28 protein-coding genes are annotated in these 26,568 nt (G+C 63.8%); 8 read left to right on the top strand and 20 right to left on the bottom strand.

The annotated features are described in order from the left end of the window. Positions 1–87: 87 nt before the first annotated feature. From A3M3_RS26305 to A3M3_RS29090, 6 genes are all read right to left on the bottom strand, one after another. Positions 88–1,632, bottom strand: coding sequence for an acetyl-CoA hydrolase/transferase family protein (locus A3M3_RS26305; RefSeq protein ID WP_051423455.1), 1,545 nt, complete (start codon positions 1,630–1,632; stop codon positions 88–90). A gap of 422 nt (positions 1,633–2,054) precedes the next feature. Then, positions 2,055–2,411 (bottom strand): GNAT family N-acetyltransferase, encoded by a 357-nt coding sequence (locus A3M3_RS0121450; protein WP_028268057.1) that lies wholly within the window; start codon positions 2,409–2,411, stop codon positions 2,055–2,057. Continuing rightward, positions 2,408–3,751 carry an acyltransferase family protein gene (locus A3M3_RS0121445; RefSeq protein WP_028268056.1) on the bottom strand — a complete coding sequence of 448 codons (1,344 nt, stop codon included), beginning with the start codon at positions 3,749–3,751 and terminating at the stop codon, positions 2,408–2,410. The genes A3M3_RS0121450 and A3M3_RS0121445 overlap by 4 nt, the downstream gene beginning before the upstream one ends. Positions 3,752–3,905: 154 nt before the next feature. After that, on the bottom strand, positions 3,906–4,298 hold the full coding sequence (locus tag A3M3_RS0121440; RefSeq protein ID WP_028268055.1) for a DUF1304 domain-containing protein: 393 nt from the start codon (positions 4,296–4,298) through the stop codon (positions 3,906–3,908). A gap of 162 nt (positions 4,299–4,460) precedes the next feature. Next, a complete protein-coding gene (locus A3M3_RS28255; protein WP_028265294.1) occupies positions 4,461–5,315 on the bottom strand; it encodes an IS3 family transposase in 855 nt (284 codons plus the stop codon). Next, entirely contained in the window at positions 5,312–5,635 is a 324-nt protein-coding gene (locus A3M3_RS29090) for a helix-turn-helix domain-containing protein (RefSeq protein WP_231497211.1), read from the bottom strand. The genes A3M3_RS28255 and A3M3_RS29090 overlap by 4 nt, the downstream gene beginning before the upstream one ends. A 375-nt stretch (positions 5,636–6,010) precedes the next feature. On the opposite strand from A3M3_RS29090, the gene A3M3_RS0121425 reads away from it, so the two are divergent. Further along, positions 6,011–6,220, top strand: coding sequence for a dodecin (locus A3M3_RS0121425; RefSeq protein ID WP_028268054.1), 210 nt, complete (start codon positions 6,011–6,013; stop codon positions 6,218–6,220). A 77-nt stretch (positions 6,221–6,297) separates the two neighbouring features. Here the strand turns inward: A3M3_RS0121425 and A3M3_RS0121420 are convergent, their stop codons facing one another. The 3 genes from A3M3_RS0121420 to A3M3_RS26300 form a co-directional block, all read right to left on the bottom strand. Next, the gene (locus A3M3_RS0121420) at positions 6,298–6,570 is read right to left on the bottom strand and encodes a hypothetical protein (protein WP_155854489.1); all 273 of its coding nucleotides are present in this window, start codon (positions 6,568–6,570) and stop codon (positions 6,298–6,300) included. A gap of 5 nt (positions 6,571–6,575) precedes the next feature. Further along, a complete protein-coding gene (locus A3M3_RS0121415; RefSeq protein ID WP_028268052.1) occupies positions 6,576–6,770 on the bottom strand; it encodes a hypothetical protein in 195 nt (64 codons plus the stop codon). Between the two features lie 129 nt (positions 6,771–6,899). Beyond that, complete coding sequence (locus tag A3M3_RS26300; RefSeq protein ID WP_051423454.1) at positions 6,900–7,808, bottom strand: helix-turn-helix transcriptional regulator; 909 nt, start codon at positions 7,806–7,808, stop codon at positions 6,900–6,902. 164 nt (positions 7,809–7,972) lie between these two features. On the opposite strand from A3M3_RS26300, the gene A3M3_RS0121405 reads away from it, so the two are divergent. The 4 genes from A3M3_RS0121405 to A3M3_RS0121390 all read left to right on the top strand — a co-directional run bounded on the left by A3M3_RS0121405 (position 7,973) and on the right by A3M3_RS0121390 (position 11,866). Then, positions 7,973–8,818: an aldo/keto reductase gene (locus tag A3M3_RS0121405; protein ID WP_028268051.1), complete on the top strand. Its 846-nt coding sequence runs from the start codon at positions 7,973–7,975 to the stop codon at positions 8,816–8,818. Between the two features lie 40 nt (positions 8,819–8,858). Then, positions 8,859–9,830: an aldo/keto reductase gene (locus A3M3_RS0121400; RefSeq protein WP_028268050.1), complete on the top strand. Its 972-nt coding sequence runs from the start codon at positions 8,859–8,861 to the stop codon at positions 9,828–9,830. 131 nt (positions 9,831–9,961) lie between these two features. Beyond that, positions 9,962–10,792, top strand: coding sequence for an aldo/keto reductase (locus A3M3_RS0121395; RefSeq protein WP_028268049.1), 831 nt, complete (start codon positions 9,962–9,964; stop codon positions 10,790–10,792). A gap of 3 nt (positions 10,793–10,795) precedes the next feature. Then, positions 10,796–11,866, top strand: coding sequence for a lactonase family protein (locus tag A3M3_RS0121390; RefSeq protein WP_269317340.1), 1,071 nt, complete (start codon positions 10,796–10,798; stop codon positions 11,864–11,866). Positions 11,867–11,942: 76 nt separating this feature from the next. Here the strand turns inward: A3M3_RS0121390 and malQ are convergent, their stop codons facing one another. Both malQ and A3M3_RS26295 read right to left on the bottom strand, forming a co-directional pair. Next, on the bottom strand, positions 11,943–14,174 hold the full coding sequence (gene malQ, locus A3M3_RS0121385) for a 4-alpha-glucanotransferase (protein WP_081737001.1): 2,232 nt from the start codon (positions 14,172–14,174) through the stop codon (positions 11,943–11,945). Positions 14,175–14,345: 171 nt separating this feature from the next. After that, positions 14,346–16,688 (bottom strand): SulP family inorganic anion transporter, encoded by a 2,343-nt coding sequence (locus tag A3M3_RS26295; protein WP_081736985.1) that lies wholly within the window; start codon positions 16,686–16,688, stop codon positions 14,346–14,348. 173 nt (positions 16,689–16,861) lie between these two features. Here A3M3_RS26295 and A3M3_RS0121375 point away from each other — a divergent pair, with 173 nt between their 5' ends. Beyond that, entirely contained in the window at positions 16,862–17,884 is a 1,023-nt protein-coding gene (locus A3M3_RS0121375) for a PHP domain-containing protein (RefSeq protein ID WP_028268046.1), read from the top strand. Beyond that, positions 17,863–18,036 carry a hypothetical protein gene (locus A3M3_RS29085; protein ID WP_155854488.1) on the top strand — a complete coding sequence of 58 codons (174 nt, stop codon included), beginning with the start codon at positions 17,863–17,865 and terminating at the stop codon, positions 18,034–18,036. Before A3M3_RS0121375 ends, A3M3_RS29085 begins: the two co-directional genes overlap by 22 nt. Here A3M3_RS29085 and A3M3_RS0121370 read toward each other — a convergent pair. The 9 genes from A3M3_RS0121370 to A3M3_RS0121330 all read right to left on the bottom strand — a co-directional run bounded on the left by A3M3_RS0121370 (position 18,033) and on the right by A3M3_RS0121330 (position 25,073). Then, a complete protein-coding gene (locus A3M3_RS0121370) occupies positions 18,033–19,076 on the bottom strand; it encodes a HoxN/HupN/NixA family nickel/cobalt transporter (protein ID WP_028268045.1) in 1,044 nt (347 codons plus the stop codon). The genes A3M3_RS29085 and A3M3_RS0121370 overlap by 4 nt on opposite strands. Continuing rightward, on the bottom strand, positions 19,076–19,984 hold the full coding sequence (locus A3M3_RS0121365) for an urease accessory protein UreD (protein WP_028268044.1): 909 nt from the start codon (positions 19,982–19,984) through the stop codon (positions 19,076–19,078). Before A3M3_RS0121365 ends, A3M3_RS0121370 begins: the two co-directional genes overlap by 1 nt. Further along, a complete protein-coding gene (gene ureG / locus A3M3_RS0121360) occupies positions 19,981–20,598 on the bottom strand; it encodes an urease accessory protein UreG (RefSeq protein ID WP_028268043.1) in 618 nt (205 codons plus the stop codon). The genes A3M3_RS0121365 and ureG overlap by 4 nt, the downstream gene beginning before the upstream one ends. 16 nt (positions 20,599–20,614) lie before the next feature. Then, the gene (locus A3M3_RS0121355) at positions 20,615–21,304 is read right to left on the bottom strand and encodes an urease accessory protein UreF (protein ID WP_028268042.1); all 690 of its coding nucleotides are present in this window, start codon (positions 21,302–21,304) and stop codon (positions 20,615–20,617) included. Then, positions 21,285–21,764, bottom strand: a complete 480-nt coding sequence (ureE, locus tag A3M3_RS0121350) for an urease accessory protein UreE (protein ID WP_028268041.1) — start codon at positions 21,762–21,764, stop codon at positions 21,285–21,287. The genes A3M3_RS0121355 and ureE overlap by 20 nt, the downstream gene beginning before the upstream one ends. A gap of 18 nt (positions 21,765–21,782) precedes the next feature. Next, complete coding sequence (gene ureC / locus A3M3_RS0121345) at positions 21,783–23,567, bottom strand: urease subunit alpha (protein ID WP_028268040.1); 1,785 nt, start codon at positions 23,565–23,567, stop codon at positions 21,783–21,785. Continuing rightward, positions 23,564–23,950 carry an urease subunit beta gene (locus A3M3_RS0121340; RefSeq protein ID WP_028268039.1) on the bottom strand — a complete coding sequence of 129 codons (387 nt, stop codon included), beginning with the start codon at positions 23,948–23,950 and terminating at the stop codon, positions 23,564–23,566. Before A3M3_RS0121340 ends, ureC begins: the two co-directional genes overlap by 4 nt. Before the next feature lie 9 nt (positions 23,951–23,959). Next, positions 23,960–24,262, bottom strand: coding sequence for an urease subunit gamma (locus A3M3_RS0121335; protein ID WP_028268038.1), 303 nt, complete (start codon positions 24,260–24,262; stop codon positions 23,960–23,962). A gap of 202 nt (positions 24,263–24,464) precedes the next feature. After that, positions 24,465–25,073: a DedA family protein gene (locus A3M3_RS0121330; RefSeq protein ID WP_028268037.1), complete on the bottom strand. Its 609-nt coding sequence runs from the start codon at positions 25,071–25,073 to the stop codon at positions 24,465–24,467. 93 nt (positions 25,074–25,166) lie between these two features. On the opposite strand from A3M3_RS0121330, the gene A3M3_RS0121325 reads away from it, so the two are divergent. After that, entirely contained in the window at positions 25,167–26,558 is a 1,392-nt protein-coding gene (locus A3M3_RS0121325) for a CoA transferase (protein WP_197023349.1), read from the top strand. Positions 26,559–26,568: the final 10 nt, after the last annotated feature.

The raw sequence follows: 26,568 nt of genomic DNA, 5'->3' as shown, positions 1-26,568 counted from the left end.
GTACCCGGGAGCCGTCCGTAGCGGCTACGCGGTACCTGCCAGGAGGACCACGACGCCGCTACCCATGTCGAGCATGGAAGCTGGTGATTATCGGGTCCCGCCACTTAGGGCGCCGACGGGGTGATGGTGCATACTGCCGGTTTCGATGAATCTCTGGTGCCAGGAGAGGGCTTCGTTGAGGAGATGCGGGGTGTGTTTTCCGTAGCTCTCACGCTTGGCGCGGTCGAAGTAGTCCTGAAGCATTGGGCGGTAGTCGGGGTGTGTGCAGCGGTCAATGATCAGTTGTGCGCGCTGTTTCGGTGCGAGTCCACGAAGGTCCGCCAGGCCCTGTTCGGTAACGATGACCATGGTGTCGTGTTCGGTGTGGTCGACGTGGCTGACCATGGGCACGATGCCGGAGATGCTGCCTGCCTTGGCGGTACTGGGGGACATGAAGATCGAAAGCCAGCCGTTTCGGGCGAAGTCGCCGGAGCCGCCGATGCCGTTCATGACTTTGCTACCGGCGATGTGGGTGGAGTTGACGTTGCCGTAGATGTCGGCTTCTATCATGCCGTTCATCGCGATGCAGCCCAGACGGCGGATGAGCTCGGGGTGGTTGGAGATTTCCTGAGGGCGCAGCAGGATCCGCGTGCGGTAGAAGTCGAGGTTGTTGTTGAATTCCTTCATGCCAGCGGCGCTGAGCGAAAATGAGGTGGCGGAGGCCATCTTCAGCACGCCCTTGCGGATCAATTCGAGCATGCCGTCCTGGATGACCTCGGTGTATGCGGTCAGGTCTTCGTAGCCGCTCTCGGACAGAGCGGCTAGTACCGCGTTGGCGATGTTGCCGACGCCGGATTGCAGCGGCAGCAGTTTCTTGGTCAGCCGGCCCTGTTTGATTTCATTGGTGAAGAAGTCCAGCAGGTGCCCTGCGATCCGCTGCGAGGCTTCATCGGGAGCGCTGAACGGCGAGTTCCGGTCCGGGGCGTCGGTGGCGACGACGGCGACGATTTTGGCGGGATCCACGCGCAGGTATGGTTCCCCTATGCGATCATCAGGTCTGATCAGCGGTATGGGTTTCCGGTCAGGGGGCAGGGCTGTGCCGTAATAGATGTCATGCATTCCTTCCAGCCCTGCCGGCTGGAACCTGTTGACTTCGAGGATGACTTTATCTGCCTGTTCGAGCCAGGTCTTGTTGTTTCCGACCGAGGAGGACGGTATCAGCCGGCCATCCTCAAGGACACCTGCTACCTCGATCACGGCGACGTCGATATTGCCGAAGAATCCGGACCAGGTGTGCTGGGCCACGTGGCTGAGGTGCATGTCGATATAGTCGATCTCGCCATTGTTGATGCGTTCGCGCAGTGCCGGGTCGGATTGGTACGGCAGGCGCAGCTCCATACCGTTGACTTTGGCCAGGGCGCCGTCGAGCTCGGGGGCAGTCGACGCGCCGGTGAGGACCTTAATCCGGAACGGATCGCCCGCGGAGGCGGCCGCCTCCATCCGGGCCGCCAAGGCCTGCGGCACCGCCTTTGGGTAACCGGCTCCGGTGAAGCCACTCATGGCCACCGTCATGCCGGGCTTAATCAGACCGGCAGCCTGCTCAGCAGACATCAGCCGGTTGAACATGTCGGCGTTACGGATACGGTCCTGCATCAAGGCCCCTTCATTGGAACTTCCGCATCAACTCTACGTCGTGGAGGGTATTAAACCTCGTTTGTGAAGACGGATCGAAGCACCGCATGACCACGCTTTACGTCCCATTTGCGTGATCATGTCCTGCCGCGGCTGGACCGGTCCAGAGACCGGATGCGGGGCCGGAACCGGTCCTGACAGATGCTGAATTGATGTCGCCAAGTCTGGCCAGGGCCCGATTCCTGGCCCGCCGGCCTCATCGAAGCGGCCGGCCACGGAAAAGTCGACTTTGCCATCCCCGGTCTCCGGGAACACCTTCGCAAATACTCACGCGCCTGATCCGGCCAGCATCGGGATCCTGAGACCTAAGTGGCGACGCTCCGAGCACGGGATTGCCCTGGAACATCGCTTGGACAGTTGCGGAGCGGAAAAAGCCGCCTTGGCTACTCGTTACCAGGCTCTCCCACCGGCGCTTCCGGCGGCCAGTCAATGTCCAGCTCGTAAACCTCATGCTTGCGCAAGTAGGCGGCGATGAAGGGGCAATGCGGAATGATTCGCTTGCCGGAGGCCACCACGTCGTCCAGGGCAAAGTGTGCCAGGACTTTGGCCAGTCCGCGGCCTTTGAACTGCGGACGGGTCTCCGTGTGCAGGAAGTCAATATGGCCGGGCTTGTCCATAAACTGCGAGATCACGGCAACTTCACCATCAACCAGCAGCTCGTAGCGGTGGAATTTGTCGTTCCTGACCGTCGTGACGTCCGGGCTGAACGACTCTGCGGTTGAATCCGTGAACTCAGTCATGAGTCGAGATTCGCACGTAAACCGGGCGCTGGCAATGGCGCCGAGGGGCCGATAGCGGTCGCCTGGGACGGTGCTCCCGCCGGCACCCGCCCCAGCAGTAGAACTCCCAGTGCAAAGCACGCCGCTCCCCCACCGAGAAGAGTCAGGGTCAGCCCATTGAAAGCCGCGTCGACCACCGGGATGAAGACCACGACGCCGGCAGTCACCACTGCGACGCGGGTCCTGCCGCGGGCGTGAACGGCCGCCGTCGGGCGCTCTTCAAGTCTGCCGCACAGCAGCAGCACCGGCAGCAAAAGGGCGATGACGCCGAGCAGCACCAGCGGCCGGGCCCACCACCATTCGGCTGTGCCGGCCGCGGGTTTGGGGAAGTCGGTGAGCAGCAACAGCCCGGACATGGCTGCGAGCAGCGGCAAATGCCACAGATACACCGTCATGGAACGCCTACCCGCCACGGCCACCACCCAACGGATCCAGCGCACATCAGCCACCCATGCAAGGCCCGGGCGCAGCAACTGGAGGGTCGCCGCCTGCGACAGGCCCAAAAGCAGCATGCAGAAGTTGGGCGGATTCAAGTCCACGATCATGTTTCCGGAGTAGACCCCAATCCCGGTCACGAACCCCAACAACAGGTTGCTGCCCACAATCAATCCCACGAACCAGCCCCGGCTGCGTCCTGCGAAGATTCCGTCGGCAATGAAGAAACCGAATTCCTGGACCGCGCACCAGACAAAGAGCATGTTCACGAAGGCGAGCATCGGGAACGCCCCTCGCAGGGAGTCGAGGGTGATCACGGCGGCAACCAATCCACCGAGCGTCAACCAGGGAGAATGTCCGTGCAGCCGGGCCAACAGGGGAACGCTCAGCTGCGTGGCCAGATAGGCGGCCAGGAACCACAGGGGCATGCCCGCGCCGGTGACGATGAGCTGGACCACCTCCGGGTCGACCCCCAGGAGCCGTGCAGCCCACAGCCCTACGAACATCGAGGCCAGCAGCGCAGTTGCCGGTCGAATGAGGCGCAAGAGCCGCAATTGCGCGTACTCAATTCCGGTGCCGCCGCGCGCACGTAGCCGCCGCCACGATTCCAAACCCGTGATGCCGCCGAGGACGAAAAACAGCGGCATCACTTGGAATACCCACAGCACGGAATCGAACCAGTGCTGTTCCATGAGCGTATTTTCGGTGGTGACGGTGCCGTCCGGGTGCAGCACGGGGCTGACCATCATGCAGTGCGAAAGCACCACCAGGACGAGGCAAAAGAACCGGGCGAGATCGATCACTGGATCACGTGGACGGCCAAGTGCGGCCTGCCCCTCGGACGTCTGTTGCCTCAAGAAACCCATTGCGCTCCCTCGCGAACTGCTGACACCATTGTCCGCCCGCCCGACGGCGGGAACCAGAGCGGGCGGACCTCAAACAACGGCGCGCCCCCGACACCCTCGCTCACTTATGACGCGAAATTCATCGACGCTCCTTCAGCTATACCGGAAAAGCTCCTCAGCCGAGCGTCACGGCAAGAATGGCGAGCACGACGGCGAGCAACGGCGTCGTGCCCTGAAGAACCGCGGCGCGGAGGTACTTTTTGCCGCTCAAGGCAAGTACGATCGCCGCCAGCAGCATAGAGCCGCACGAGCTGAAGACGAGGGTCCAACCCACCTGCGGGTGCCCAAGTGCAACCAAGACGATCCCCGCGAGCGCCCCGATGGCGAGGAAAAGGTTGTAGAAACCCTGGTTGTACGCGAGTGGTTTGGTGGTTTCGGCGTCGGCCTGGGTAGTGAGGCTGAAACGCTTCCACGTGGCCGGGCGGGTCCAGGTGAGGGACTCCATGCTGAAAATGTAGACGTGCAGCAAGCCGGCAACGAGGGCGAAAAGCAGGGAGGCCAGAATCATGTGCCGATCCTAGCCTCCCTGCAGCAACGCGCAGGTGTCAGCGGTGACCGGCGGCGTCATCCCGAGCGACCCCCAACCCTCCTGCACCTATACGCCCCAATCCCTCAACCCTCCTGCAGATCATGAACTGGTCCCCGGAAGTTGGACTGGCTAAGTAGGATCCTAGGCTGCGAGGGCCTGGGCACGGTATTGCACCGGGCTCAGGCCCTCGAGTTTTGTGGAGATTCTTTCGGTGTTGTACCAGCGGATGTACTCGTGCAGCGCTGTTTCCAGTGCCTCGGTGTTGAGGAACCTGGTCCTGTGGAACATCTCCTCCTTGAGGTGGCCGAAGAAGTTCTCCATCACGGCGTTGTCGTAGCAGTTGCCCTTGCGCGACATGGATTGGACCGCGCCGGCGCCCTCAAGGAGAGTGCGCCAGGAGATGTGCTGGTACTGGACCCCCTGGTCGGAGTGCACCAGAGGCTGCTGGCCTTGCCCGAGGCGGCTCAATGCCTCACGCAGCGAGGTGTTGGTCAGCTCCAGGTTCGGGGAGGACCCGATCGAATAGGAGATGATCTGCCGGTCGAAGAGGTCCATGACCGGTGAGAGGTAGAGCTTGCGGTCCCCGACGCTGAACTCGGTCACGTCGGTGACCCATTTCCGGTTCGGGGCATCGGCGTCGAATTCCCGGTTCAGCACGTTCTCCGCGACGGCGCCCTGCCCGCCCCGGTAGGAGTTGTAGCGTTTCTTCCGCCGCACCTGGCAGACCAGCCGCAGCGAACGCATCAGCTTCAGCACGGTCTTCTTCGCGACCGCCCACCCCTGCCTGCCCAGCTCGGTGTGGATGCGCCGGTGCCCGTACCGGCCCCGGTTCTTCGCGAAGATCTCCGCCACCGCGGCCTTCAGTGCTTCCTGCGGGTCCGGAGCCTGCAGGCGCCCCTGGTGATAGAAGAACGTGGACCGGGCAAGCCCGGCCACCTGCAGCAGGACGGGCAGGGGAAAGCCGGCCTTGAGAGCGATGAGGGCCTGGACCTTCACCGTCGTTCCTGTGCCCTCAAGGCCCGCAATTTTCCCAGATACGCCACCTCGGCCCGCAACCGCTCGTTCTCCCGCCGCAACCGCTCCAGCTCGGGCAGTTCCGCCGGGGGCGGGGAATCGGGCTGCCGGGGCCTGCCCCTGGGCTTGGGCCGCAACGCGTCCGCGCCCTCCCGGCGATACGCCCGGACCCACTTCTGCAACAGCTCGCGCGAGGACAAACCTGCCTCCACTGCCAGGTCAGGGCCGGTCTCGCCCGCGAGGAACCGCTCGACCAGGGCGAGCTTGAACTCGAAAGAGTACGACTTCGCCGGCTTGCTCACCAGCGCTCCTTGCCCATGAATCCTCCACCGCCCAAACAGTGCCTTGACCGGCACACGTGACACACCCAGCATCCTGGCCGCCGCCACGTGCCCGACGCCTTTCTCAAACCACGCTACAGCGGCCTCGCGCTGGACCTCGGACAATGAACTACGTGCATGCATAAAACTGCTCCCTGGAAGTCGGAACTGAATTTCTCAGTCCAACTTCCGGGGACCAGTTCATCATCTGAAAGAGCGTCCGGCATTTTGGCCTCATAGGCGAGCGAGCGTCGGCAACGCGCCCCCCCTGTTGCCTCGGCCCCGTCTGGGCTAGTCTGCTTTCACGGCCTGCCAGGCCCGCAGTTCAGGCATCAAGGACGATCATGAGGAGCAAGAATGGCTGACCACACATACAGCGTTTCCGAGATTGTTGGAACTTCGTCCGAGGGCATCGACGCCGCTATCAAGAACGGCGTTGCGGCTGCGAGCCAGACCCTTCGGAACCTCGACTGGTTCGAGGTCAAGGAAATCCGCGGACACCTCAGCGAAGGCGCGATTTCTGACTGGCAGGTAACTATCAAACTTGGATTCCGCCTCGAGCGTTAGCCCACCCAGACCCAAAATTACGATGGCCGCCAGCCTCTCTGTGGAGAGGCCGGCGGCCATCAGTTGCGAGGCTGGACTCACCCGCGGGTCCAGACTTGGACGGGGTCACCGCCACAGAGGAGTCGCCGGCCACGGCCGGCAAATTCGATCCACAGGAATTGATGGTCTGGGGAAACGTCATCCACGAGGCCGGCGTCGAATCCCCAGCTATCCTCGTGGACCCAGACGACTTCTCCGCGATTAAGTTCGGACCATTTCGACGGCGGCAGCTGGAGCGACGCTGCGGCGGGCCGCTGGTCCGACGTCATGAAGCGGCTCGGACCCCATGCCCTTAAAGTCTCGGGACTCATCTGGACTAGACGTCCAGATACTGGCGGCGCCAGACCGTGGCCACGCCATTGTGGGACGGGAAGACGTGGCCTTCGAAGAAGGTATGCACAACGTGGGGCTCACCGTCGGGGCTCCACTGGCCGGACGCCGGACAATGCGAGCCCGTGGATCCCATCGACCCGGCGGTTGCCCGGTCCCGCAGCAGCGCGATGCGTTTCATCATTGAATTCCATCCTTGTTATGCGAATTATGCGAAAAGGTCTGCATTCAGCGTAAGACGCCCCCCGGAGGTCACCCAATGGGCATATCGACAGAATCTCACTAATTCGCTATGCATTGGCACAGTGAATTAGGCGCCCTCGCTGAAACGCGGCTGGTCCTCACCCAAGGCATGGCGCGCGGAGAGACCCTCCGCCGTCGCGGTTCCCGCACCGAAGCTGCCCAAGAGTTTGAGGGCGTCGTCCGACGGCGAACCCGCCTTCGCTGAGTAGACCCTCAGGACTTGGTCCGGGTCTTCGGGGAGGGACAGATTCTCGAAGTTCAGCTCCATGTCCCCCACAGTGGGGTGGTGCAAACGAACGGTTCCGGCTGAACGCGCTGCCACGCGATGCCCGGCCCACCATTGGCGGAAGTGTTCACTGTTGACTGCGAGTTCGCCCACCAACTGGTTGGCTTGGGGATCATCCGGGTGCCGTCCGGTATCGGCACGCAGGGACCCAGCTGCCTCCGCGGCCACCGTCTTCCAGTCCCGGAACAATTCACGTGCCCGGGGGTCCAGGATCAACCAGCGCGTGAGGTTTCGCTCAGCGGGAGGCATGGCGGCGAAATCGGCAAACAGCAAGACCGCCATGCGGTTCGCCCCGAGGATGTCGCTGCGCCGGCCAAGCAGGAGTGCGGGCACCTCGCCCACAGCGTCCAGGAGCTGGCGCAGAGCGGGGCGGACCCGTGGGGTGGCGCTCGGCGCTTTGGCGCTCTCCGCGCAGTGCTCAAGGAGGTCCATCATGTGTGTGTGCTCACTGGGGTCCAGTCGAAGCGCCCGCGCCACGGATTCGAGGACCGCCCGGGACGGATGGATATGGCGGCCCTGCTCAAGGCGGGTGTAATAGTCCGTGCTGACATCAGCCAAGCGGGCAATCTCTTCCCTGCGCAGCCCGGGAACGCGGCGCGCGCCCGACGTTTCCGGTAGGCCCGCATCCTCCGGCGACATCCGGGCACGCATCGCTTTGAGGAATCTTCCGAACTCGGCGCTTTGACCCATGTGCCCATTCTTCCCTTCCGGATGGCACGTTTCTATGGCCAAAGTAGGACTCCCAGTCCTAGGAAACACAGGGGGCGGCAAAACTGCTGATTGTTGTGCCGAAAATGCATAGGCTCGAGAATGCCAGTCAGGCAATCCACCCACCAGCGACGAAAGGGCCGGACATGTCCAACGCTCAGAATTCCACCGTTCCCGGGATCGTCCTGAATAACTCGGTCACGATCCCACAGCTCGGCTTCGGCGTCTTCCAAGTCCCGCCTGCCGAAACCCAGAGGGCTGTGGAGGACGCCTTCGAAGCCGGGTACCGGCACATCGACACCGCAGCGGCATACCAGAACGAATCCGGCGTCGGCGCGGCAATCAAGGCTTCCGGCATCGCCCGGGAGGAACTCTTCATCACCACTAAACTCCGCAACGGCGAACAAGGCCGGGCCGCAGCGGCGTTCAACCATAGCCGCCGCGAACTCGGCCTCGACGTCATCGACCTCTACCTGATCCACTGGCCGGTCCCGTCGCAAGGCCTCTTCCTCGACGCATGGAAGGCGCTGGAGAAGATCCATGCCGACGGCGGAGCCCGGGCAATCGGCGTTTCCAACTTCCTGCCCGAACACCTCGACACGCTCCTTGCGTCAGCCGACGTCGTCCCCGCCGTCAACCAATTCGAGCTGCACCCGACGTTCCAGCAGGCGGACTTGGCGGCGAAGAGCCGCTCGCACGGGATCGCCGTCGAGGCCTATAGCCCGCTGGGGCAGGGAGCGGACCTGCAGTCCGAAACGGTCACCGAACTGGCCGCAAAGCATGGAGCCACACCGGCGCAGATCGTGCTGGCCTGGCACCTCGGAATCGGGAACATCGCCATCCCCAAGTCCGTGCACCCGGAGCGAATCCGGCAGAACTTCGCGGCGGCGTCGTTGCAGCTCGCTCCGGAGGAACTGGCCGCCGTCAGCGCGCTCGACGGCGGTGCCCGCCTCGGCGCGGACCCCGCCGTCGCATCCTTCAGCCAAATGTAGATCGCCCGCCAAGAACAAACAGCGTAAGGAAACCCAAACCATGCAGTACACCCACTTGGGCCGCTCGGGCCTTAGCGTCTCCCGCTTGTGCCTCGGAACCATGAACTTTGGCCCGCAGACAGAAGAATCCGCAGCGCACTCCATCATGGATTCGGCGCTGGACTCCGGAATCAACTTTTTCGACACCGCCAACGTCTATGGCGGCACCGAGCATCGGGGATGGACCGAGGAAATCCTGGGGCGTTGGTTCGCAAAGGGCGGCGAGCGCCGGGAACGCGTGGTGCTCGCAACAAAGCTCTACGGAACCATGACTGACCGTCCCAACGAGTCGAAGCTATCTGCCCTCAACATCCGGCGCGCCTTGGACGCCAGTCTGAAGCGGTTGCAGACCGACTACATCGACGTTTACCAGTTCCACCACGTGGACCGGAACACGCCATGGGACGAGATCTGGCAGGCCATCGAGGTTGCCGTCCAGCAAGGCAAGATCCTGTACTCCGGGAGCAGCAACTTCGCCGGCTGGCACATTGCCCAGGCGCAGGAGGCGGCCGCGCGGCGCAACTACAACGGACTCGTGAGCGAGCAGTCCATCTACAACCTGCTCACCCGCAACGTCGAGCTGGAAGTCATCCCCGCCGCCGAGCAGTACGGCCTTGGACTGATTCCGTGGTCGCCCCTTCACGGCGGGCTTTTGGGCGGGGTGCTGAAGAAGGAGCGCGAGGGCGTCCGGCGCCTCGAGGGCCGTGCGGCCGAGACCCTGAAGAAGCACGAAGACCAGATCCGCCAATACGAGGACTTCGCCGACGACCTGGGGCACGAGCCCGGGGATGTGGGCTTGGCCTGGTTGCTGCACCAGCCGGCCGTGACCGCACCGATCGTGGGTCCGCGCACACAGGAGCAGTTGGATGCCGCCATCCGGGCTTTGGACGTCACTCTCGACGCCGATACCCTCAAGCGGATCGACGACATCTTCCCCGGCCACCGGACCGCCCCCGAGGACTACGCCTGGTGAAGCCCTTACGGTAACGCCGCCCAACTGACTCGCAGTTGTTGTCGTTTAGAGCCCTCATAACGACAACAACTGCGAGTCAGTTGGGTGGGGAGGCACTGTGCAAACCGCGACCGATAGGAAAGACTTCCGATATGGAATCTGCACCATTGATCAAGCTCAACGACGGAAACGCCATTCCGCAGATCGGTCTCGGAACCTGGCCGCTCGACGACGCCGAGGTCGCCACGGCGGTGGTGTCCGCCGTCGAACTTGGCTACCGGCACATCGACACGGCCTACCGCTACGGTAACGAAGCCGGCGTCGGGCAGGGCGTGCGGGACTGCGGCCTCCCTCGTGAAGAAATGTTCATCACTACCAAGCTGGACGGCACCTACCAGGGCCGAGATCGCGCCGTCGACGGGCTCGAAGGCTCGCTCCGGCGCCTCGGCATGGACTACGTGGACCTCTTGCTCATCCATTGGCCGCTCCCCCAACGGAATGAGTTCGTCTCGACGTGGAAAACCTTTGAGCGGCTCCAAGCTGAAGGGAAGGTGCGCTCGATCGGCGTGTCCAACTTCAAGCCCTCGCACCTGGAACGGCTCCTGGAGGAAACCTCGGTGGTGCCGGCAGTCAACCAGATCCAGATCTCCCCGTCCATCACGCGGATCGATGAGCGCGCCTTCAACGGCAGCCACGGTATCGCAACGGAGTCGTACAGTCCGCTCGGCGCCGGCCGCGATCTCCTGAACGCGCCCGTCTTGGCGGCCATCGCGAAGAAACACGGAAAGACGCCCGGGCAGGTTGTGCTGCGCTGGCACGTCCAGGAGGGGCTAGTGGCCATCCCGAAGTCCGCAAATCCGCTGCGCATGAAGGAAAACCTGGACGTTTTCAACTTCGCCTTGGACCGGGAAGACCTGCTGGCTATCGCCACCTTGGACGCGGGCCAAGACGCGGGCGTCGATTCCGACGTCCAGGGACACTGACGCGTGGCAGGGGACATCGACGGAACGCTCATTTGGGTAGGCGCATACACAGCGGACAGCGACGGGCACGGAATGGGTATCGGTGCAGTTGCCGCGCGTGAAGACGGCAGCCTCAGTTGGCTCGGTACCGCCGTCGAAGCACCCTCGCCGTCGTTCCTTGCCGTTCACCCCACGCTGCCCGTGGTCTACGCGGTAGCCGAGGCCGCACAGTCAGTCCGCGCGTATCGAAGGACAGGAGTGTCCGGCCTCGAGCCGCTGGGCGGTGCCTGGCCGGCCGGAGCTGCGGCCTGCCACGTCGCAGTGGACCCTTCCGGTCGCTTCATCGTGGTCGCCTGTTGGGGCGACGGCAACGTGCTGCTCTTCGGGCTCGACGACGACGGCGGTATCACCTCGCGCTTTGCCGCGCCGCCGGCGAAAGATCCACATGCCGGCGTCGACGACGGCACCGACATCGCCACAGGCGGCGCCCGGGTGAGCCGTGCCCACGCAAGCCTCATGCTCAACGACGGCCGGATCATGACCACGGACCTCGGGTTCGACCTTGTGCGGGTGTGGAACTACTTCCCCGACACCGGACTGCTCAGGGACCATGAAGTCGCCCTCCCCATGGGCAGCGGCCCTCGGCACTTGGTCCAGCACCCCTCCGCCGACGCCGTATTCGTCGTGACGGAGTACTCGATCGAAGTGGCGGTGCTCCTGCCCGGGGCAGACGGCCGCTTTGTGCTCCACCGGCGCGGTCCCGCCACGGCAGACGGAGCCGTCGACGGCGATGCTGCCGCCGAAATCGCCTTATCCCCCGACCATCGCTTCGTCTACGCCGGTATCCGCGGCTCCAACCGGGTCTCGGTATTGGCGGTGGAAGGCAGCGGGACCCGCCTCCGTCCCGTAGCTGATGTTCCCAGCGGAGGGGACTGGCCACGCCACCACCTGGTCCGCGACGGCTGGCTCCACGTGGCAAACGAGCGCTCCGGACAAGTCACCACCTTCGCCTTGGACCGTGCTACCGGTATCCCGGGCGATGTCCTCGAGCAGCTGAGCGTAGGTTCGCCTACCGCTTTGGTCATCGCGACCTGACTTCACTCATCCAGGCGTGAGATCTCGGCGTTTTCGCGACCCTAAAGAGGCGAGATCTCACGCCTCGATGCGTTGCCTATCCCTGCACGGCCTCGTCCACGGCAGCAAGCAGGGAATTGAACCGCGGGTTGGCATCAAGGTCATCAATGAGTACCGCGCGGCCGTGTTCGTCGGCGAGTGGCACTTGCCAGTTGGGGTAGACCTCCGACGTCGTTCCGGGCTGATTCTGCACCCTGCGTTCCCCCACGGCATCCACCAGCGCAACGCCCAGCAGGACCGACGGCGCCTGTGCCAGCAGACGGTGCAACGCCTCGATGACCTGTTCCTCGCCAAGCACCGCAGCGCTGTCGGCGCCGTCGGCACTGTCACCGCCGTCGCCAAATCCCGTGGGCAACAGGCCCCGTTCCCGCAGGAGCCCCATTATCTTCTCCAAGGCGGTCTCATGCTCTGTGCGTTCTTCGGCCACGCTTCGCTCGAGCAAGCCCAGCTGGCCCCGGAGTTCAACGTGATCGCCGGCGAGATAACCAGCAGTCGGCGGGAGGTCGTGGGTGTTGACGCTGGCGAGGGCCTGCGTCCGGTAGCGTTCAGGCGGCAGGGGCGAGTCGCCGTCGTACTCGAACCAAAGGATCGACGTACCCAAGATGCCGCGGGCCGCAAGGTAGTCCCGCACCCAGGGCTCGAAGACGCCCAGGTCTTCGCCGATCACCACCGCGCCCGCGCGGTGCGCCTCCAAGGCGAGGACGCCAATGAGGGCCTCGTGGTCGTACCGGACGTAGGCGCCGTCGCGCGCGGAGTTGCCGGCGGGGACCCACCAGAGCCGGAATAGCCCCAGGATGTGGTCCACGCGGATCCCGCCAGCATGGCGGAGGACAGTGGCGAGCATCGCGCGGAGGGGGGCATAGCCCGCTTCGGCCAAACGAACCGGGTGCCACGGCGGCTGGTTCCAGTTCTGGCCGAGCTGGTTGTACATGTCCGGTGGCGCACCCACGCTCACACCAGGGGCGAAGGTGTCGCGCAGCATCCACGCGTCGGCGCTGCTGAGGTCTGCCCCCACGGCGAGGTCGTGCACCACTCCCAGTCGCATGCCGGAACGCTTCGCCGCAGCTTGGGCCGACTCGAGCTGTTCATCGCAGATCCATTGCAGCCAACGGTGGAAAGCAATCCGATCGGCCAGCGAGCGGCGCATGGATTCAACCTGTGGCGAGCCGAGCGTCGCCGTAGGGTCCGCCCAGAAGGGGTCCTCAGGAGGCCGGTCCTCGCGGATCGCGCACCAAAGCGCAAAATCATCAAGACCTGGGCCGGACTCACGGCAGAATTCCTCGAAAGCCTGCTGCCGGGCCGGTGAGAGCCGGACCGTGTGAAGAAGTTCCAGGGCAGCAAGCTTGGCGGCGAAAATCTGATCCCGATCCAGCCGTTCAGCGTCCTTGTTAAAGGCATGGACATCATCCATCAAGCGGTCCACCGTGGCGCGCTTTCGGGGCTTGACGTATGCCAATTCAGGAATTTCTTCAATGCGAATATAGATGGGGTTGAAGAACCGCCTGGTGGACGGAGAATACGGCGACGCTTGAACCGGAGGCACAGGTTCGGCGGCATGCAAAGGGTTCACCAGCACATAGTCGGCTCCGCGAGCACCAGCCAACGACGCCAAATCGGCCAGATCCGCGAAGTCCCCGATTCCCCACGAGCGCTTAGAGCGTATCGAGTATTGCTGCGTGGCGAGTCCCCAGCCGTGCCGCTCCTCGAGCTGCGCCGCCGTTTGGAGCTTGGCCGGGACCACGGCCAGCGCGGCAGTGGCGGTCACGCCGTCGGACTCGGCCGTCAGCGAATGCCAACCGAGCGGCAATCCGGCCGGCACCTCAAAAGTGGCACGGCCTGTGGGCACTCCATCCACGTTACGCGGGGGCGCCCAGTCCTCCAGTTGAACGGCCGCGAGCTCCGTCCCATCCTCGAGTGAAATCGTCAGGCGGGCCGGCAAGCCGTCCCGGACGTGCACGTGCACGTGCGCCGTGGTTCCTTCTTGGACGACGACGGCGGGCGGCAGCATCCGACGCCACGGCGCCACTTCTGCCTCCACGAGAGCCGCCTCGATGTGCTCGTTGGAATCCGCGGTGACTCCCAAGGAGCCCAGTACTTGGATCAGCGTTGCGGGCGAAACATCATGTTGCAAGCCATCCCAGCCGTGAAAGGCCGTCCCGACGCCGTGAACGTCCGCGAGCCGGTGAAGCAGCTCCTCGTCAATGGCTGCAACCGGGTACCCCGTTGTTTGCTGGGCCACGGTGTTCTGCTGGATGGGAGTGTTGGTCATGTCCGCCTCGTCTGCGATGTGATTCGTCCGAACGTGCATACCGCCCCGCATGCAAATCGAGCGAGGCAACTGGTTCCGATTATTGCAGGGGAACGGTGACCCGCACAGGGACGACGCCCAGATCTGCTGAACGCCGTCCCGTTCGTCATGACTGCGGCCAGGACCGCGCACTTATGTTCTTGCGGCCCCTTCCCGATCGACGGTGCAAACTACGGCAACCGTCGGGTCCAGCTGCTCTATGCCGTCGGCGGTCACAAGGATTACCCGGGCAGTGGATATGTCGAAAAAAAGCCCTCTTGCCTGGAGGGAACCATCTGCCAGCCCCGGGCCCGTGAGCGGATGCCCGGCGAGCCTTCCCAGCTGGACAGCGACATTGACCAGACCAAGCTGGTCCACGCGGTTATAGCCCGCAGCCTCGGCGGCCCTCGCCACCGGATGACCGGCCAACAACTCGCGGTAGCTGGGCCTGACATGGTCCAGCCATGCGTCGAAGGACCCTCCGATGGAACCTGGGCGGGGACCTTGCCCCTCGGCGTCGGCAATCACCGCTTTCATCGCGCCACAGTTCGAGTGGCCGCAGACCACGATCGTGTCCACCGATAGCCCGTTCACCGCGAACGCTAGCGTCGATTCGATCGAGCCATCCCTCCCGTCCTCGCCCACCACGTTCCCGATGTTCCGCAAAGTCAACAGGTCCCCGGGACCGCTGCTCGTGATCAGGTTCGGATTGACGCGCGAATCCACGCAGGCCACGAAAAGGGTGTCTGGATTCTGGGCGTCGGCGAGGCCTTGCACCAACGGGCGGACCTTGTGCGAGTGCCGCCGGTGGTACTTGTCGATTCCCAAGAGGATCGATCTCAGCGGCAGCGGCTCGACGCCGTCGGGCCCGGGAGCCGGAGTCCGCCCGGCCCTCGGTGGAAGCGGGAACTCCACGGCCTCCTGCCGTTGGGGTGAGCGAAGCGGTGCGTCGCGGAAGGCCGTGCTGCCGTGCTCCTCAACCTGCACCGCTCCACCAGCCGCCGAGTATTGTGCCTGCCAAGCAACCAGTGCCTCGTGGAAGGCGTGGTCGATGTAGTCGGCGTTCAATTCCACCAGGACGTCCGCACCGTCAGGGACAGAATCCAAAACGCGCTTCAGGCGCGGAAGTGCAAAGAAGCTGCACGAGCCGCCGATCGCCACCCGCCACGTCGCCCGGGCCCCTTCCTGCAACAGATGGGCGTCGATGGACGCCCGAAGCACCCTGAATAGGAGGCAGAGCGAGGCAAGCGCCAGTCCGATGATCACCCCCTCGAGAAGGTTCAAGAAGACCACGCAAACGAGCGTCACTACGTAGACGAGCAGATCGCCGGTCCGGCGGCTGGTTTTGATGTCGGCCACCTTGATGAGGCGGGCGCCGATGACGATCAGCAGGCCGGCCAATACCGTCAAGGGGATCAGCTGGATCAGTCCAGCGAACAGAGCTGAGAACACCAGCACCCATACACCATGGAGGATTGCCGACTTGCGTGTGGACGCTCCGGCTTCCACGTTGGTGGCACTACGGACGATCACGCCCGTGATGGGTAGGCCGCCCAATATTCCTGACACCATGTTCGCCGATCCCTGGCCTACAAGTTCCCGGTTGAGGTCGGTGCGCGGTCCGGACTGCATCTTGTCCACGGCCACTGCGGAGAGGAGCGATTCGATGCTCGCGATCAAGGCCACGGAGATGACTGCCAGGGCAACGGCACGCCAATTGCCGTCCGGTAGGCTCGGCAAGGCCACGGCATCGAAAATTGAACCACTGAAACTGATCCGCTCGACACCGGGTGCCATTGCCAAGGAAATGGCCGTACCGGCGACCACGGCCACCAAGGGCCCGGGGACTCTCCGGAATGGGCGCGGCAGGTGCCTCCACGCCAGGAGGATACCCACAACAGTCAGTCCGAGCAGCGCCGAATGCAGTTCGACATTGGTGATCGCTGCGGGTAGGGCGGTGATATTGGCAAGCGCTGACTCGGCGGCCTTTGACCCCAAAAGCACCTGGATTTGCTGCAGGACGATCGTGATGCCAATCCCGGCGAGCAGCGCCCGGACCACCACGGGCGACACTGCGAGGGCGGCCCGGCCAACCTTGCCGAATCCCAGAAGCAGTTGGACAACGCCGGCGGCCGCCGTGATGGCGCAGGTCGCCGGCCAGCCGAACTCTTCGACCAGTCCGGCGACCACCATGGTCAATCCGGCGGCGGGACCGCTCACTTGGAGGGGCGAGCCGCCGAGGGTGCCTGCGACGATTCCACCAACCGCCGCGGCAATAAGCCCCGCCATGACTGGGGCGCCGGAGGCTGCGGCAATGCCCAAGGACAAGGGCAAAGCGACGAGGAACACGATGAGCGACGCTGGAGCGTCGGCTTTCAATCCGCTCACGAACGGCAGACCCGCAAGGTCCTTCCATTTGGCTGTCAAGCCGGTCTGGACGGACGAGGTTCTGGAATCGGATGGGCTTGGAGCGCGTATTTTGTGATTGTCGGGCATGGATTCCTTCGCTCGGAGCTACGGGATACAACCACCGTAGGTCGGTTTACGCCGGATATGACAATTCGCAAAATTCACCTGTGGATAACGGGCATTTGTATTGACCAATTTTGATAACCCCCGCAAGCCCCGAGCGACGAGGCTCGGATCCCGCGATAGTGGATGATTGAGCTATGGACGCCGTAGATGCGCTCAACGAAACCGCTTTCTGGCTGGAGCGGGAACTCGCGGACACCTTCAAGGTCCAGGCGTTTCGCCGGGCTGCGGGCATCATCGCCGGCCTCAGCCGCGAGGAGCTGTCCACCCGCGTGAAGGACGGCCGCCTCAAAGGAACCAAGGGAATCGGCAACCGCACGTTCGAGGTGATCAGCCGGGCCCTCGGCGGAGCCGTCCCGGACTATCTCGAAGGGCTCCGCCGTCGTGGGGCCGAGCCCTTGGCCGATGGCGGGCACGAGTTGCATGCTACGCTCCGGGGCGATCTTCACAGCCACAGCAACTGGTCCGATGGCGGGTCGCCGATCGAGGTCATGGCCGACGCAGCTCGTATTCTTGGCCGGGAATATCTTGCTTTGACCGATCACTCCCCTAGCCTCACCATAGCCAACGGGCTCAGCCCGGAGCGTTTGACTGAGCAACTCATGGTTGTGGACGGGATCAACAACAGGCAAGACTCCGGCTTTCGCCTATTGGCCGGAATCGAAGTGGACATTCTCGAAGACGGCGAGCTGGACCAATCCGCGGAATTGTTGAGCCAGTTGGATGTGGTGGTGGCCAGCGTCCACTCGAAGCTGCGATCCGACAAGCGATCCATGACAGGGCGGATGCTCACCGCCATCGAAAACCCGCACACGAACGTCCTCGGACACTGCACCGGCCGTTTGGTCAAAGGATCACGCGGAACCAGGCTTCCCTCGGAGTTCGATGCAGAAAAGGTCTTCGCGTCGTGCGCGGAACACTCCGTGGCCGTCGAGATCAATTCGAGGCCGGAACGCCAAGACCCGCCGGACGAGTTGATCCGCATTGCCCTCGACGCGGGCTGCCTCTTCAGCATCGACAGTGACGCGCATGCCCCCGGCCAGCTCGATTTCCTGCAATACGGCGCCGAGCGGGCGGAGGCCAACGGTGTACCCGCCGATCGGATCGTTACGACGTGGCCGGTGGATCGGCTTCTGAAGTGGCTCCAGCCCACGCAATAGCCGCCGTCGCCGCCGGCTGCATAATGCCCGACGGCGACTTCCGCAGCAAACGCCGACGCCCGCCGTCGAATACTGACGACGCAACTGCAGGAGCGTTCACCGAAATGGCTTCAAAACTGAGCGAGCGTCGTCGGCGCCGCCGCACGCGCTAGCGGTGCCGCGCAGCCCGGGCCCGCAGGGCCGCGAGCACCCAGACGAGCGCGAACAGCGCAATGAGCACCAGCCCGGCGTCGCCGAGGTCTATTTCGCCCAGCCATGTGGTGACAGGATCGCTCAGGCCGAAAGCCGAATTGAGGAAGCCGCCCAGCGTGATGACCGAGATGAAGAGCGCCGAAAAAGCCGAAATACCGGTAATGACGGCATTGAATCCAAGCTTGCGCTGGGGATCATGGATGGCGGACTTGTACATGCGCATCATGGCCACGCCGTTGATGGAATCGCACATGGTCATAGCGGCGGTGAAGGCCAACGGCAAAGCCAAGAGGGCAAGCACAGGCACACCGGCGAGGGACGCCGCCGTCGTGAGCACCAGCAGCCCGATGGTGGTGGCCGTATCGAAGCCGAGTCCGAACAAGAATCCGATCACGTAGATGTTCCTTGGACGCTGGACCTTGGACAGTGGCTTGGCCAACAACCGCGCGACGAGCCCCTTGGTTTCTAGATCCTCGACGGCGATCTCCCCGCCGGCCCGGGCGGCGCGGTACAACTGCACCGTGCGAAGGAACGCAGACCCGTTGAAGATGCCCATCGCCAGGAGGAAGATCCCTGAGATACCACTACCGATCAATCCCAACACCAGATGGCCAGTGGTACGCTCCTCCATGAGCTGGCCCACCAAGGTGGCGCCGCCCACCAGCATCACACCGGCGAGGATCACCACGGAACTGTGGCCCAGGCTGAAAGCAAAACCTACGCTTACGGGATCTTTGCGCTGTGCCACGAACTTTCGGGTCGAATTGTCGATCGCCGCGAGGTGGTCCCAGTCGTAGCTGTGCTTGATGCCGGCAACATAGGCCGTCAGCACAAGTCCCAGCGCGAGCGGCTGCCCGCCGCCGGTTCCACCCACCAGCAGGAGTACGACCGTGGCAAGGTGCAGCAGGACAACGGAACCGAACATGAACGCGAGCCGCGACTTCATCGGGAGATGCTCGCGTTGGCGGTACATTGCGGCGAATTCGGCGAGTGATGTCATCAGTACTTCCTGAGGTTCAGCGGCGCCCGGCCGTACCAGCGTTGACGCAGAAGACCGGTGCAAGTACCGAGCAGCCGGTTGAGTTCCTCTGTGCTGTTCGAGAGGGATCGTAGGACCAAGCCCGTGGTGCCCGCAAGGGTTTGCGTCATCGACACTCCCGAATACGCGTCATACCCTGCCGTGAGCCCGTGCAGTTCATCGGCGAGCGCCTGGTCAACGCGCGGATCCACCACTATGAGTGAGCCCACGTGGCTGTAGCCCTCCATGAAGCCCATGCCTGTGACATCGCCCAAAGGCGGCCGTATGAGGAGGTTGTCCAGAGCAAGCAGCGCCGCGCCGCCGTCGGACTCCACCTGGATTTCGTTCCGGAGCCGGAGTTCCCGGTATTTGAAGGAAGCGCCGTCCGGCGACCATCCGGGGGTGATGACTTCGGCCATGATGAGGCTCGACGTCGGGTGCATGGTGATGTGCGTGTTCTGCCGATAGCTTGCGTCCCGGTAGGCGATGAGCTGGTCGGGCGCCAATTCCAGTTCCGCCCCGGGCCTCAGACGGATAGTCATCCGCTGCTCCGCATACGAGCCCGGAGTCCGATAAATCTTCGTGGCCGACTGCGTCGTCAAAAGCAGCGAAGCCCCGGCCTCGACCTCCACATCCACAACATAGAGGTCCGCCCCCAGATACGCCCCGCCCGGATTGACCATGACATAACAAAGCTGCCCGGACCCGTCCAAGTAGTGCGGCCTCAAAACCCGCAAGGCCCCCTGATGAAACTGCCGCACGGCCACGGATCGCTGCCCACGCAAGGCGACCCGCATGCTGAGCTCGCCTCGGGGCGAGCCAGCCGAAGAGGCCGCCGGAGGTGACCCGTCCGCCGGAGAAATCTCAGCCGCCGTAGCCGTCGTACTCATGACGCCAAGTCGAGCATCAGGACGTCGTGCCGCATCCATTCGATGACCTTGTCGAGCCCTTCGTCAGTCTTGAGGTTGGTGAAGCAGAAGGGCTTGTCGCCGCGGAATTCCTTGGAGTCCCGCTCCATGACCGAGAGGTCTGCACCGACGAAGGGGGCGAGGTCGGTTTTGTTGATGATGAAGAGGTCCGATTTGATCATGCCTTGGCCGGCCTTGCGGGGGATCTTCTCTCCCTGCGCGACATCGATGATGTAGATCGAGAAATCCACGAGTTCGGGGCTGAACGTGGCGGAGAGGTTGTCGCCCCCGGATTCGACGAAAATCACCTGAAGGTCCGGATGGCGTCTCTTGAGCTCCTCGATCGCCGCCGTGTTCATGGAGGTATCTTCGCGGATGGCGGTGTGCGGGCAGCCGCCGGTTTCGACGCCGATGATGCGGTCCTCGGGCAGGATGCCGTTGGCCGCCAGAATTTTGGCGTCTTCGATCGTGTAGATGTCGTTGGTGATGGCTGCCATGGAGATTTCCCGGCTCATGTGGCGGGTCAGGCGCTCCACGAGCTGCGTTTTTCCGGCGCCGACCGGGCCGCCGATGCCGATCTTGATGGGTTCAGACATGTGTCCTCCTGTGGTTCTAGCTCATGAACATTCGCGCACGTTGCCATTCGTGGCGCATCTGCGAAATTTCCAGCCCGGGGCTGACGGACCCGAAGTCGTCCCAGCCGAGGTGCCGGACCTGTTCGACGGCGGCAGCGACGCCGTCGTGCGCTCTGCGTAGCAGCCGCTGCCCGGAGTTCTGGCCGAGCGGGATGGCGCGCACGGCGTTCTGGGTCAGGGAGGTGACCGCCGCGAAAAGGTACGCGCCGAGCGCTTCTTCGAACGGCACCCCCAGCGAGCGCGCGACGACGGCGAACGCCAGCGGCTGGTGGCCGGCAGCCTGGCCTGTGGTCACGAGAGTCCGGTATGCCTCCAGCTCGGCCGAGGGAAAGGCCTCGGTCCCGATCTCGATCAGCCGGCCGCCCATCTTGGTACTGGCCTCCCGCACCTGCCGAGGGAGGAGCTGCGCGCTCACATGAGCATCCAGCCCGGCCACGTCTGCCCCCTCATAGAGGAAGCGAATGGCCAAGCCATCGGAATACGTCAACTGCTGCGAAATGAACGCAGCCAGCCAAACCCCGAAACTTCCTTCATTCGATACGAGCCCACGATCGATGTACGTCTCAAATCCGAGAGAATGCGCAAACGCCCCGGTAGGCAACGCGGAGTCAGTCAGCTGCTGCAACGCGAGCTGATACGGCGCGGGGCTAGTGGGTGTGTTCAGCATGGCGGAAAGGCACCGGCATGACGCGTTCTTGGCGCTCGTACGGCACGCCGACGTGTTTGAGGTAGTCCTCCACAGTGTGGTCGTATTGGCATACCATGACTTCGGCCCCGTACTCGGACGAGGCGTCAAAGAACTGGGCCTGCAGGTGCCGGTTGCCCAGCGAATGCGCCACGATTCCCATTTCGTAGATGCTGCGGGCGGCGATGACCAGGACATCACTCGGGAGCACCGACACCACGATCATGTTCGCATCCCCGACGGCGAGGATGTCGCCGTCGCGCAGGTCTCCGGAGCCGGCCGGGAGGCGGATGCCGAGCTCCTTGCCGTGGTCCGTGGTGACGCGTTGGATCCGTTTGACCAGTTGGGCGCTGGGCAGGACCACCTTCTCCTTGTGAAGACCGGCGTACCGTTCGGGGTCCGGCAATTCGTGCAGATTGCCCAGGATCTTTTCGATGATCATTTTCTCGCTTCACCGTGCCTAGAAAAGGAAGTAGCGCTGGGCCATGGGAAGCACCTCGGAGGGCTCGCAGGTGACGTCTTCGCCGTCGACCGTCACCTTGTAGGTTTCGGGGTCGACGGCGATATCGGGCGTCTCGCCGTTGAATTTCAGGTCCGTCTTGCTCAGGTTCCGGATGCCGGACACCGGCCGAATGACGCGTTCGAGTCCGAGTTCCTCCGGGACGCCGGCGTCGATGGCCGCTTTGGACAGGAAGGTGATGGAGGATCGCTGCAACGCCTTGCCGTACGTGGCGAACATCGGGCGCATGGTGCGTGGTTGCGGGGTAGGGATGGAGCCGTTGGAATCACCCATGAGTGCGTAGGCAATCTGCCCGCCTTTGAGGACCAGGTCCGGCTTGACGCCGAAGAAGGCCGGATTCCAGAGAACGAGATCGGCGAATTTGCCCACTTCCACGGAGCCGATGGAGTCTGCCATCCCCTGCGCGATCGCCGGGTTGATGGTGTATTTGGAGATGTAGCGCTTGATCCTGAAATTGTCGCTGTCCTCGCCCAAGCCGTTCGCGGCGCCGTGGCTGGCCCCTGACGCGTCTTTAAGCACACCCCGCTGCCGTTTCATGGCATCGGCCACCTGCCAGGTGCGGATGATGACTTCGCCCACGCGGCCCATGGCTTGGGAATCCGAGGATGTCATGGAGAAGATGCCCAGATCCTGGAGCACGTCTTCGGCGGCGATGGTTTCGGCCCGGATGCGGGAATCGGCGAAAGCCACGTCTTCCGGGATGTCCGGGTTGAGGTGGTGGCACACCATGAGCATGTCCAGATGCTCTTCGATGGTGTTGCGCGTGTACGGGAGGGTGGGATTCGTGGACGCCGGGAGCACGTTCGGCAATCCGGCGATCTTGATGATGTCCGGAGCATGTCCACCGCCGGCACCTTCGGTGTGGAAGGTGTGGATCACCCGGCCGTCGATTGCCTTGATGGTGTCCTCCACGAATCCGCACTCATTGAGGGTGTCCGTATGGATTGCCACTTGCACGTCGTATTCATCGGCGACGCGCAGGGACATGTCGATGGACGATGTGGTGGCGCCCCAGTCCTCGTGGACTTTGAGGCCTACCGCTCCTGCCCGGATCTGTTCGGCCAGCGGCTCGATGGCGGACGCGTGCCCCTTGCCAAGGAGACCGATGTTGATCGGGAGCCCTTCCGCGGCCTGCAGCATCCGCGATATGTGCCATTTGCCGGGCGTGATGGTGGTGGCCTTGGTGCCCTCTGCGGGACCTGTGCCGCCGCCCACCATGGTGGTGATGCCGCTGCACAAGGCCGTGGGGACCTGGTCCGGGGAAATGTAGTGGATGTGGGAGTCTATGCCGCCTGCGGTAAGGATCTTTCCCTCGCCCGCGATCATCTCGGTACTCGCGCCGATCACAATGTCCACACCGTCGGCAATCTGCGGGTTCCCGGCCTTGCCGATCTTGAAGATGTGCCCGTCCTTGAGCGCCACATCGGCTTTGTAGATCCCGGTGTAGTCGAGGACCACCACGTTGGAGATCACTGTGTCCGGGACGTCGAGCGTCTGGTCCGATGCTGCGCTTGATTCAGGCAAGCGGCCGTCGCGGGTTACTTGGCCGTTCTGCCCCATGCCGTCCCGGACCACTTTGCCGCCGCCGAACATGACTTCTTCGCCGTAGACCGTGTAGTCCCTCTCGATCTCGAGGAAAAGTTCGGTGTCCGCCAAGCGGATGGAATCACCCGTCGTCGGGCCGTAAAGGTCGGCGTACTGCTTGCGCGAAATTTCAAAGCTCACTGGGCTGTTCCTTCCTTGCTGGCTCCGGGCCCTTCGGTGGCGGCGGGAGCTCCGCCGTCGTTCCCTCCGGCCCCCGCATCAAGCGATCCGTTGACGGCGTTCCGCAAGCCGTAGACCTCGCGGCTGCCCGCAAGCGCAATGAGTTTGACGGTCCGGGAGTCGCCCGGCTCGAACCGGGCGGCCGTTCCGGCCGGGATGTCCAGGCGGCGGCCGTGGGCGGCTTCGCGATCAAATTCGAGGGCCGCGTTCGCCTCGGCAAAGTGGTAGTGCGAGCCCACCTGGACGGGGCGGTCGCCACGGTTGACCACCCCGACGGCGATTGCCTCGCGTCCGCTGTTGCACTCAATGGGCTCTGCTTGGAGCCGGTACTCACCGGGAATCATGGTGGCCTCCTAGCGGATCGGGTCGTGGACCGTGACGAGCTTGGTGCCGTCAGGGAAAGTGGCCTCTATCTGGACGTCATGGATCATCTCCGGCACGCCTTCCATGACATCCTCGCGGCGAAGCAGCGTGGTGCCGTAGCTCATGAGTTCAGCGACGGTTCTTCCATCGCGGGCACCCTCAATCAGTTCGTAGCTGATGATCGCCACCGCTTCGGGAAAGTTGAGTTTGAGTCCGCGGGACTGCCGACGGCGCGCGAGGTCGGCAGCGACCACGATCATGAGCTTTTCCTGCTCACGGGGCAAAAGATGCATCGGTTCTCCTTAACGTTGTGCGCTGCAGAAGCGGACATCAGATCACTCGAGGCTCAGATAAGCCGAGGACGTCGGGGCAGCTACTTCGGTTATAACGCCAAACACCGGACATATCCAGATCGACCTTTCACCGCCCCTCCCGAACGAATTGTGACCAGCCTAGGCCGGGCAGGTTTCCGCCAGGTTTCGGCCTGCCGCAGCGTCAGGCCTTCTTGGCCCTGTGCTTCCTGAGCTGCCAAACGACGAGGATCGCCACCGCAATAAGAGCCACCACTGCCGCGGCACCCCGGCCGACCGCGCGGGCCACTTCCTCGTACGAGTTCCCAGCCACGAAGCCCAGAGTCACGAACAAGGACCCCCAGATGATGCCGCCGCTGAAGTTCCAGAACGCGAAGCGCCGGTACGGCATGCGGCTGAGTCCGGCGAGGGCGGGCATGACGGCGCGGAAGAATGCAGTGAAGCGGCCAAGGAACACGGCCAAGCCGCCCTTGTCTTTGAGGAAGTCCTCTGCCTTCTGTAGCTGGGCGCGTCGTTTGTCCAGGATCTTCAAGGCCATCACCCTGGGGCCGAAGTGCTTGCCTATCTCGTAACCCACGGTGTCGCCGGTAATCGCTGCGGTCACCACAATGGCGATCATGGCCCACAACGGGAAAAGTCCACGGCTCGCAATCACCCCGCCCACCACGGCTGCCGTTTCACCGGGGATCACAAAGCCTACAAAGACAGCATCCTCGGCAAAGACCAGTGCGAAAACGATGCACCCGATCAGGAACGGGCTGGTGTTGGAAAGTCCATCCAAAAGGGCCTGCATGAAGAACAGTCTCGCAGTTGAAGCCGTACTTGGGCAGGAATGCCAGACCAACTACCGTTGATCGCCTGTGCAGGCCGGTCGAGAATGGTGGATGTGGACGACAGTTTCGCTGAGGTGATCTCCCATATGTGGCATGCGATCGGCGCCGAAGACGGCGCGGATTGGCCAGCCACTAAGCTAACGACGACCGGGCCACGGACCGTCCTGCCGGCGGCTTTCGACGTGACCGGACTTGCTACGGGAGCGGTTGCTGTCGCAACGGTGGCCGCAGCGCAGCTCCTCGCCGCTCGCCAGGACTCGCGGCCACCCGCAGTGACGGTAGACAGCGTGGAGTCATGCGCCGCGTTCGCGTCAGAGAGATTGTTCACCCCGATCGGCTGGACCCGGCCACCACTGTGGGACCCCATCGCCGGAAACTATCGTGCGGCGGACGCTTGGATCAGGCTGCACACCAACTACGCCCGGCACCGTGCCGCCGTCGAGCAGGTTCTGGGCGCCCATGACCGCGAAACAGTCCAGGCCGCAGTGGCCGAACTGCGTGCCGAGGAGTTGGAGACGGCCATCGTGGAGGCGGGCGGATGCGCCGCCGTCATGCACCACCGTGGCCAGTGGCTTGCCTCCGCTCCCGGGGCAGCGACCGCAGACGCGCCTCCAGTGACCGTCGTCGAGCGCCAGTCGTCCGGCAGCGGCGCGCCAAAACCCAGCGGAGGACGGCCATTCGACGGCGTGCGCGTGCTGGACCTGACGCGGGTGATCGCTGGACCGGTGTGCACCAAGTTCCTGGCAGGGTACGGTGCGGACGTGTTGCGGATCGATCCGCTGGGCTTCGACGAAGTGCCGTCGCTGTTGCCCGAGACGACGCTCGGCAAACGGACCGCCTCCTTGGATCTCACCGCGCCCGCCGATCGCGGGACGTTCGAGGAACTGCTCGCGGGTGCCGATGTGCTCGTGTCGGGACTTCGAGCGGATGTCCTGAAACGCTTGGGCTACGACAGCGAAGCCCTGACCGCCGTGAACCCCGGCCTGATCATGGCCGCCCTCGACGCTTATGGATGGGACGGCCCCTGGCGCAATCGCCGCGGCTTCGACAGCTTGGTACAGATGAGCTGTGGAATCGCCAGCGACGGCGCCACGGCAACAGGACAGGAGGAGCCGTTCCCGTTACCCGTTCAAGCTCTCGACCACGCGACTGGCTGGCTGTTGGCCGCGTCCGTCGCACGCGCTCTCACCCGGCGGCTCACCCACTCGACAGCCGCCGGCATCCAGGCCTCACTCATCGGCACGGCCAATCTGCTGTACTCGCTGACCCCGCCAAGCGACCACCTACCGGCGCCCTCAACCGAAGGCATCGCGCTTGAGGCAACCACCACCGACTGGGGGCCGGCGCGACGCGTGCCCCTCCCCGGGCGAATCGACGGCGTCCCCGTGCACTGGTCGCAGCAAGCCGGACCGCTGGGCCGCCATCCCGCCGTGTGGGACAAGTAAACCCCCGGAA

It is taken from the genome of Arthrobacter sp. MA-N2, from assembly GCF_000517125.1.
GTDB lineage: Bacteria > Actinomycetota > Actinomycetes > Actinomycetales > Micrococcaceae > Arthrobacter > Arthrobacter methylotrophus.
The sequence above is the reverse complement of the archived record's forward strand: the minus strand, read 5'-3'. Positions and strand labels throughout refer to the sequence as shown.

What these genes read in the sequence shown, in the direction of transcription:
- A3M3_RS26300 (WP_051423454.1), bottom strand. Translation starts at nt 7,808, where the DNA reads ATGGGTCAAAGCGCCGAGTTCGGAAGATTCCTCAAAGCGATGCGTGCC.
- ureG (WP_028268043.1), bottom strand. Translation starts at nt 20,598, where the DNA reads ATGTCTGAACCCATCAAGATCGGCATCGGCGGCCCGGTCGGCGCCGGA.
- A3M3_RS0121355 (WP_028268042.1), bottom strand. Translation starts at nt 21,304, where the DNA reads ATGCTGAACACACCCACTAGCCCCGCGCCGTATCAGCTCGCGTTGCAG.
- A3M3_RS0121425 (WP_028268054.1), top strand. Translation starts at nt 6,011, where the DNA reads ATGGCTGACCACACATACAGCGTTTCCGAGATTGTTGGAACTTCGTCC.
- A3M3_RS0121365 (WP_028268044.1), bottom strand. Translation starts at nt 19,984, where the DNA reads ATGAGTACGACGGCTACGGCGGCTGAGATTTCTCCGGCGGACGGGTCA.
- A3M3_RS0121450 (WP_028268057.1), bottom strand. Translation starts at nt 2,411, where the DNA reads ATGACTGAGTTCACGGATTCAACCGCAGAGTCGTTCAGCCCGGACGTC.
- A3M3_RS26305 (WP_051423455.1), bottom strand. Translation starts at nt 1,632, where the DNA reads ATGCAGGACCGTATCCGTAACGCCGACATGTTCAACCGGCTGATGTCT.
- A3M3_RS0121330 (WP_028268037.1), bottom strand. Translation starts at nt 25,073, where the DNA reads ATGCAGGCCCTTTTGGATGGACTTTCCAACACCAGCCCGTTCCTGATC.
- A3M3_RS0121375 (WP_028268046.1), top strand. Translation starts at nt 16,862, where the DNA reads ATGGACGCCGTAGATGCGCTCAACGAAACCGCTTTCTGGCTGGAGCGG.
- A3M3_RS26295 (WP_081736985.1), bottom strand. Translation starts at nt 16,688, where the DNA reads ATGCCCGACAATCACAAAATACGCGCTCCAAGCCCATCCGATTCCAGA.
- A3M3_RS0121340 (WP_028268039.1), bottom strand. Translation starts at nt 23,950, where the DNA reads ATGATTCCCGGTGAGTACCGGCTCCAAGCAGAGCCCATTGAGTGCAAC.
- A3M3_RS0121395 (WP_028268049.1), top strand. Translation starts at nt 9,962, where the DNA reads ATGGAATCTGCACCATTGATCAAGCTCAACGACGGAAACGCCATTCCG.
- A3M3_RS0121400 (WP_028268050.1), top strand. Translation starts at nt 8,859, where the DNA reads ATGCAGTACACCCACTTGGGCCGCTCGGGCCTTAGCGTCTCCCGCTTG.
- A3M3_RS0121370 (WP_028268045.1), bottom strand. Translation starts at nt 19,076, where the DNA reads ATGACATCACTCGCCGAATTCGCCGCAATGTACCGCCAACGCGAGCAT.
- A3M3_RS0121335 (WP_028268038.1), bottom strand. Translation starts at nt 24,262, where the DNA reads ATGCATCTTTTGCCCCGTGAGCAGGAAAAGCTCATGATCGTGGTCGCT.
- A3M3_RS0121420 (WP_155854489.1), bottom strand. Translation starts at nt 6,570, where the DNA reads ATGAGTCCCGAGACTTTAAGGGCATGGGGTCCGAGCCGCTTCATGACG.
- A3M3_RS0121445 (WP_028268056.1), bottom strand. Translation starts at nt 3,751, where the DNA reads ATGGGTTTCTTGAGGCAACAGACGTCCGAGGGGCAGGCCGCACTTGGC.
- A3M3_RS0121440 (WP_028268055.1), bottom strand. Translation starts at nt 4,298, where the DNA reads ATGATTCTGGCCTCCCTGCTTTTCGCCCTCGTTGCCGGCTTGCTGCAC.
- malQ (WP_081737001.1), bottom strand. Translation starts at nt 14,174, where the DNA reads ATGACCAACACTCCCATCCAGCAGAACACCGTGGCCCAGCAAACAACG.
- A3M3_RS0121415 (WP_028268052.1), bottom strand. Translation starts at nt 6,770, where the DNA reads ATGAAACGCATCGCGCTGCTGCGGGACCGGGCAACCGCCGGGTCGATG.
- A3M3_RS0121405 (WP_028268051.1), top strand. Translation starts at nt 7,973, where the DNA reads ATGTCCAACGCTCAGAATTCCACCGTTCCCGGGATCGTCCTGAATAAC.
- ureE (WP_028268041.1), bottom strand. Translation starts at nt 21,764, where the DNA reads ATGATCATCGAAAAGATCCTGGGCAATCTGCACGAATTGCCGGACCCC.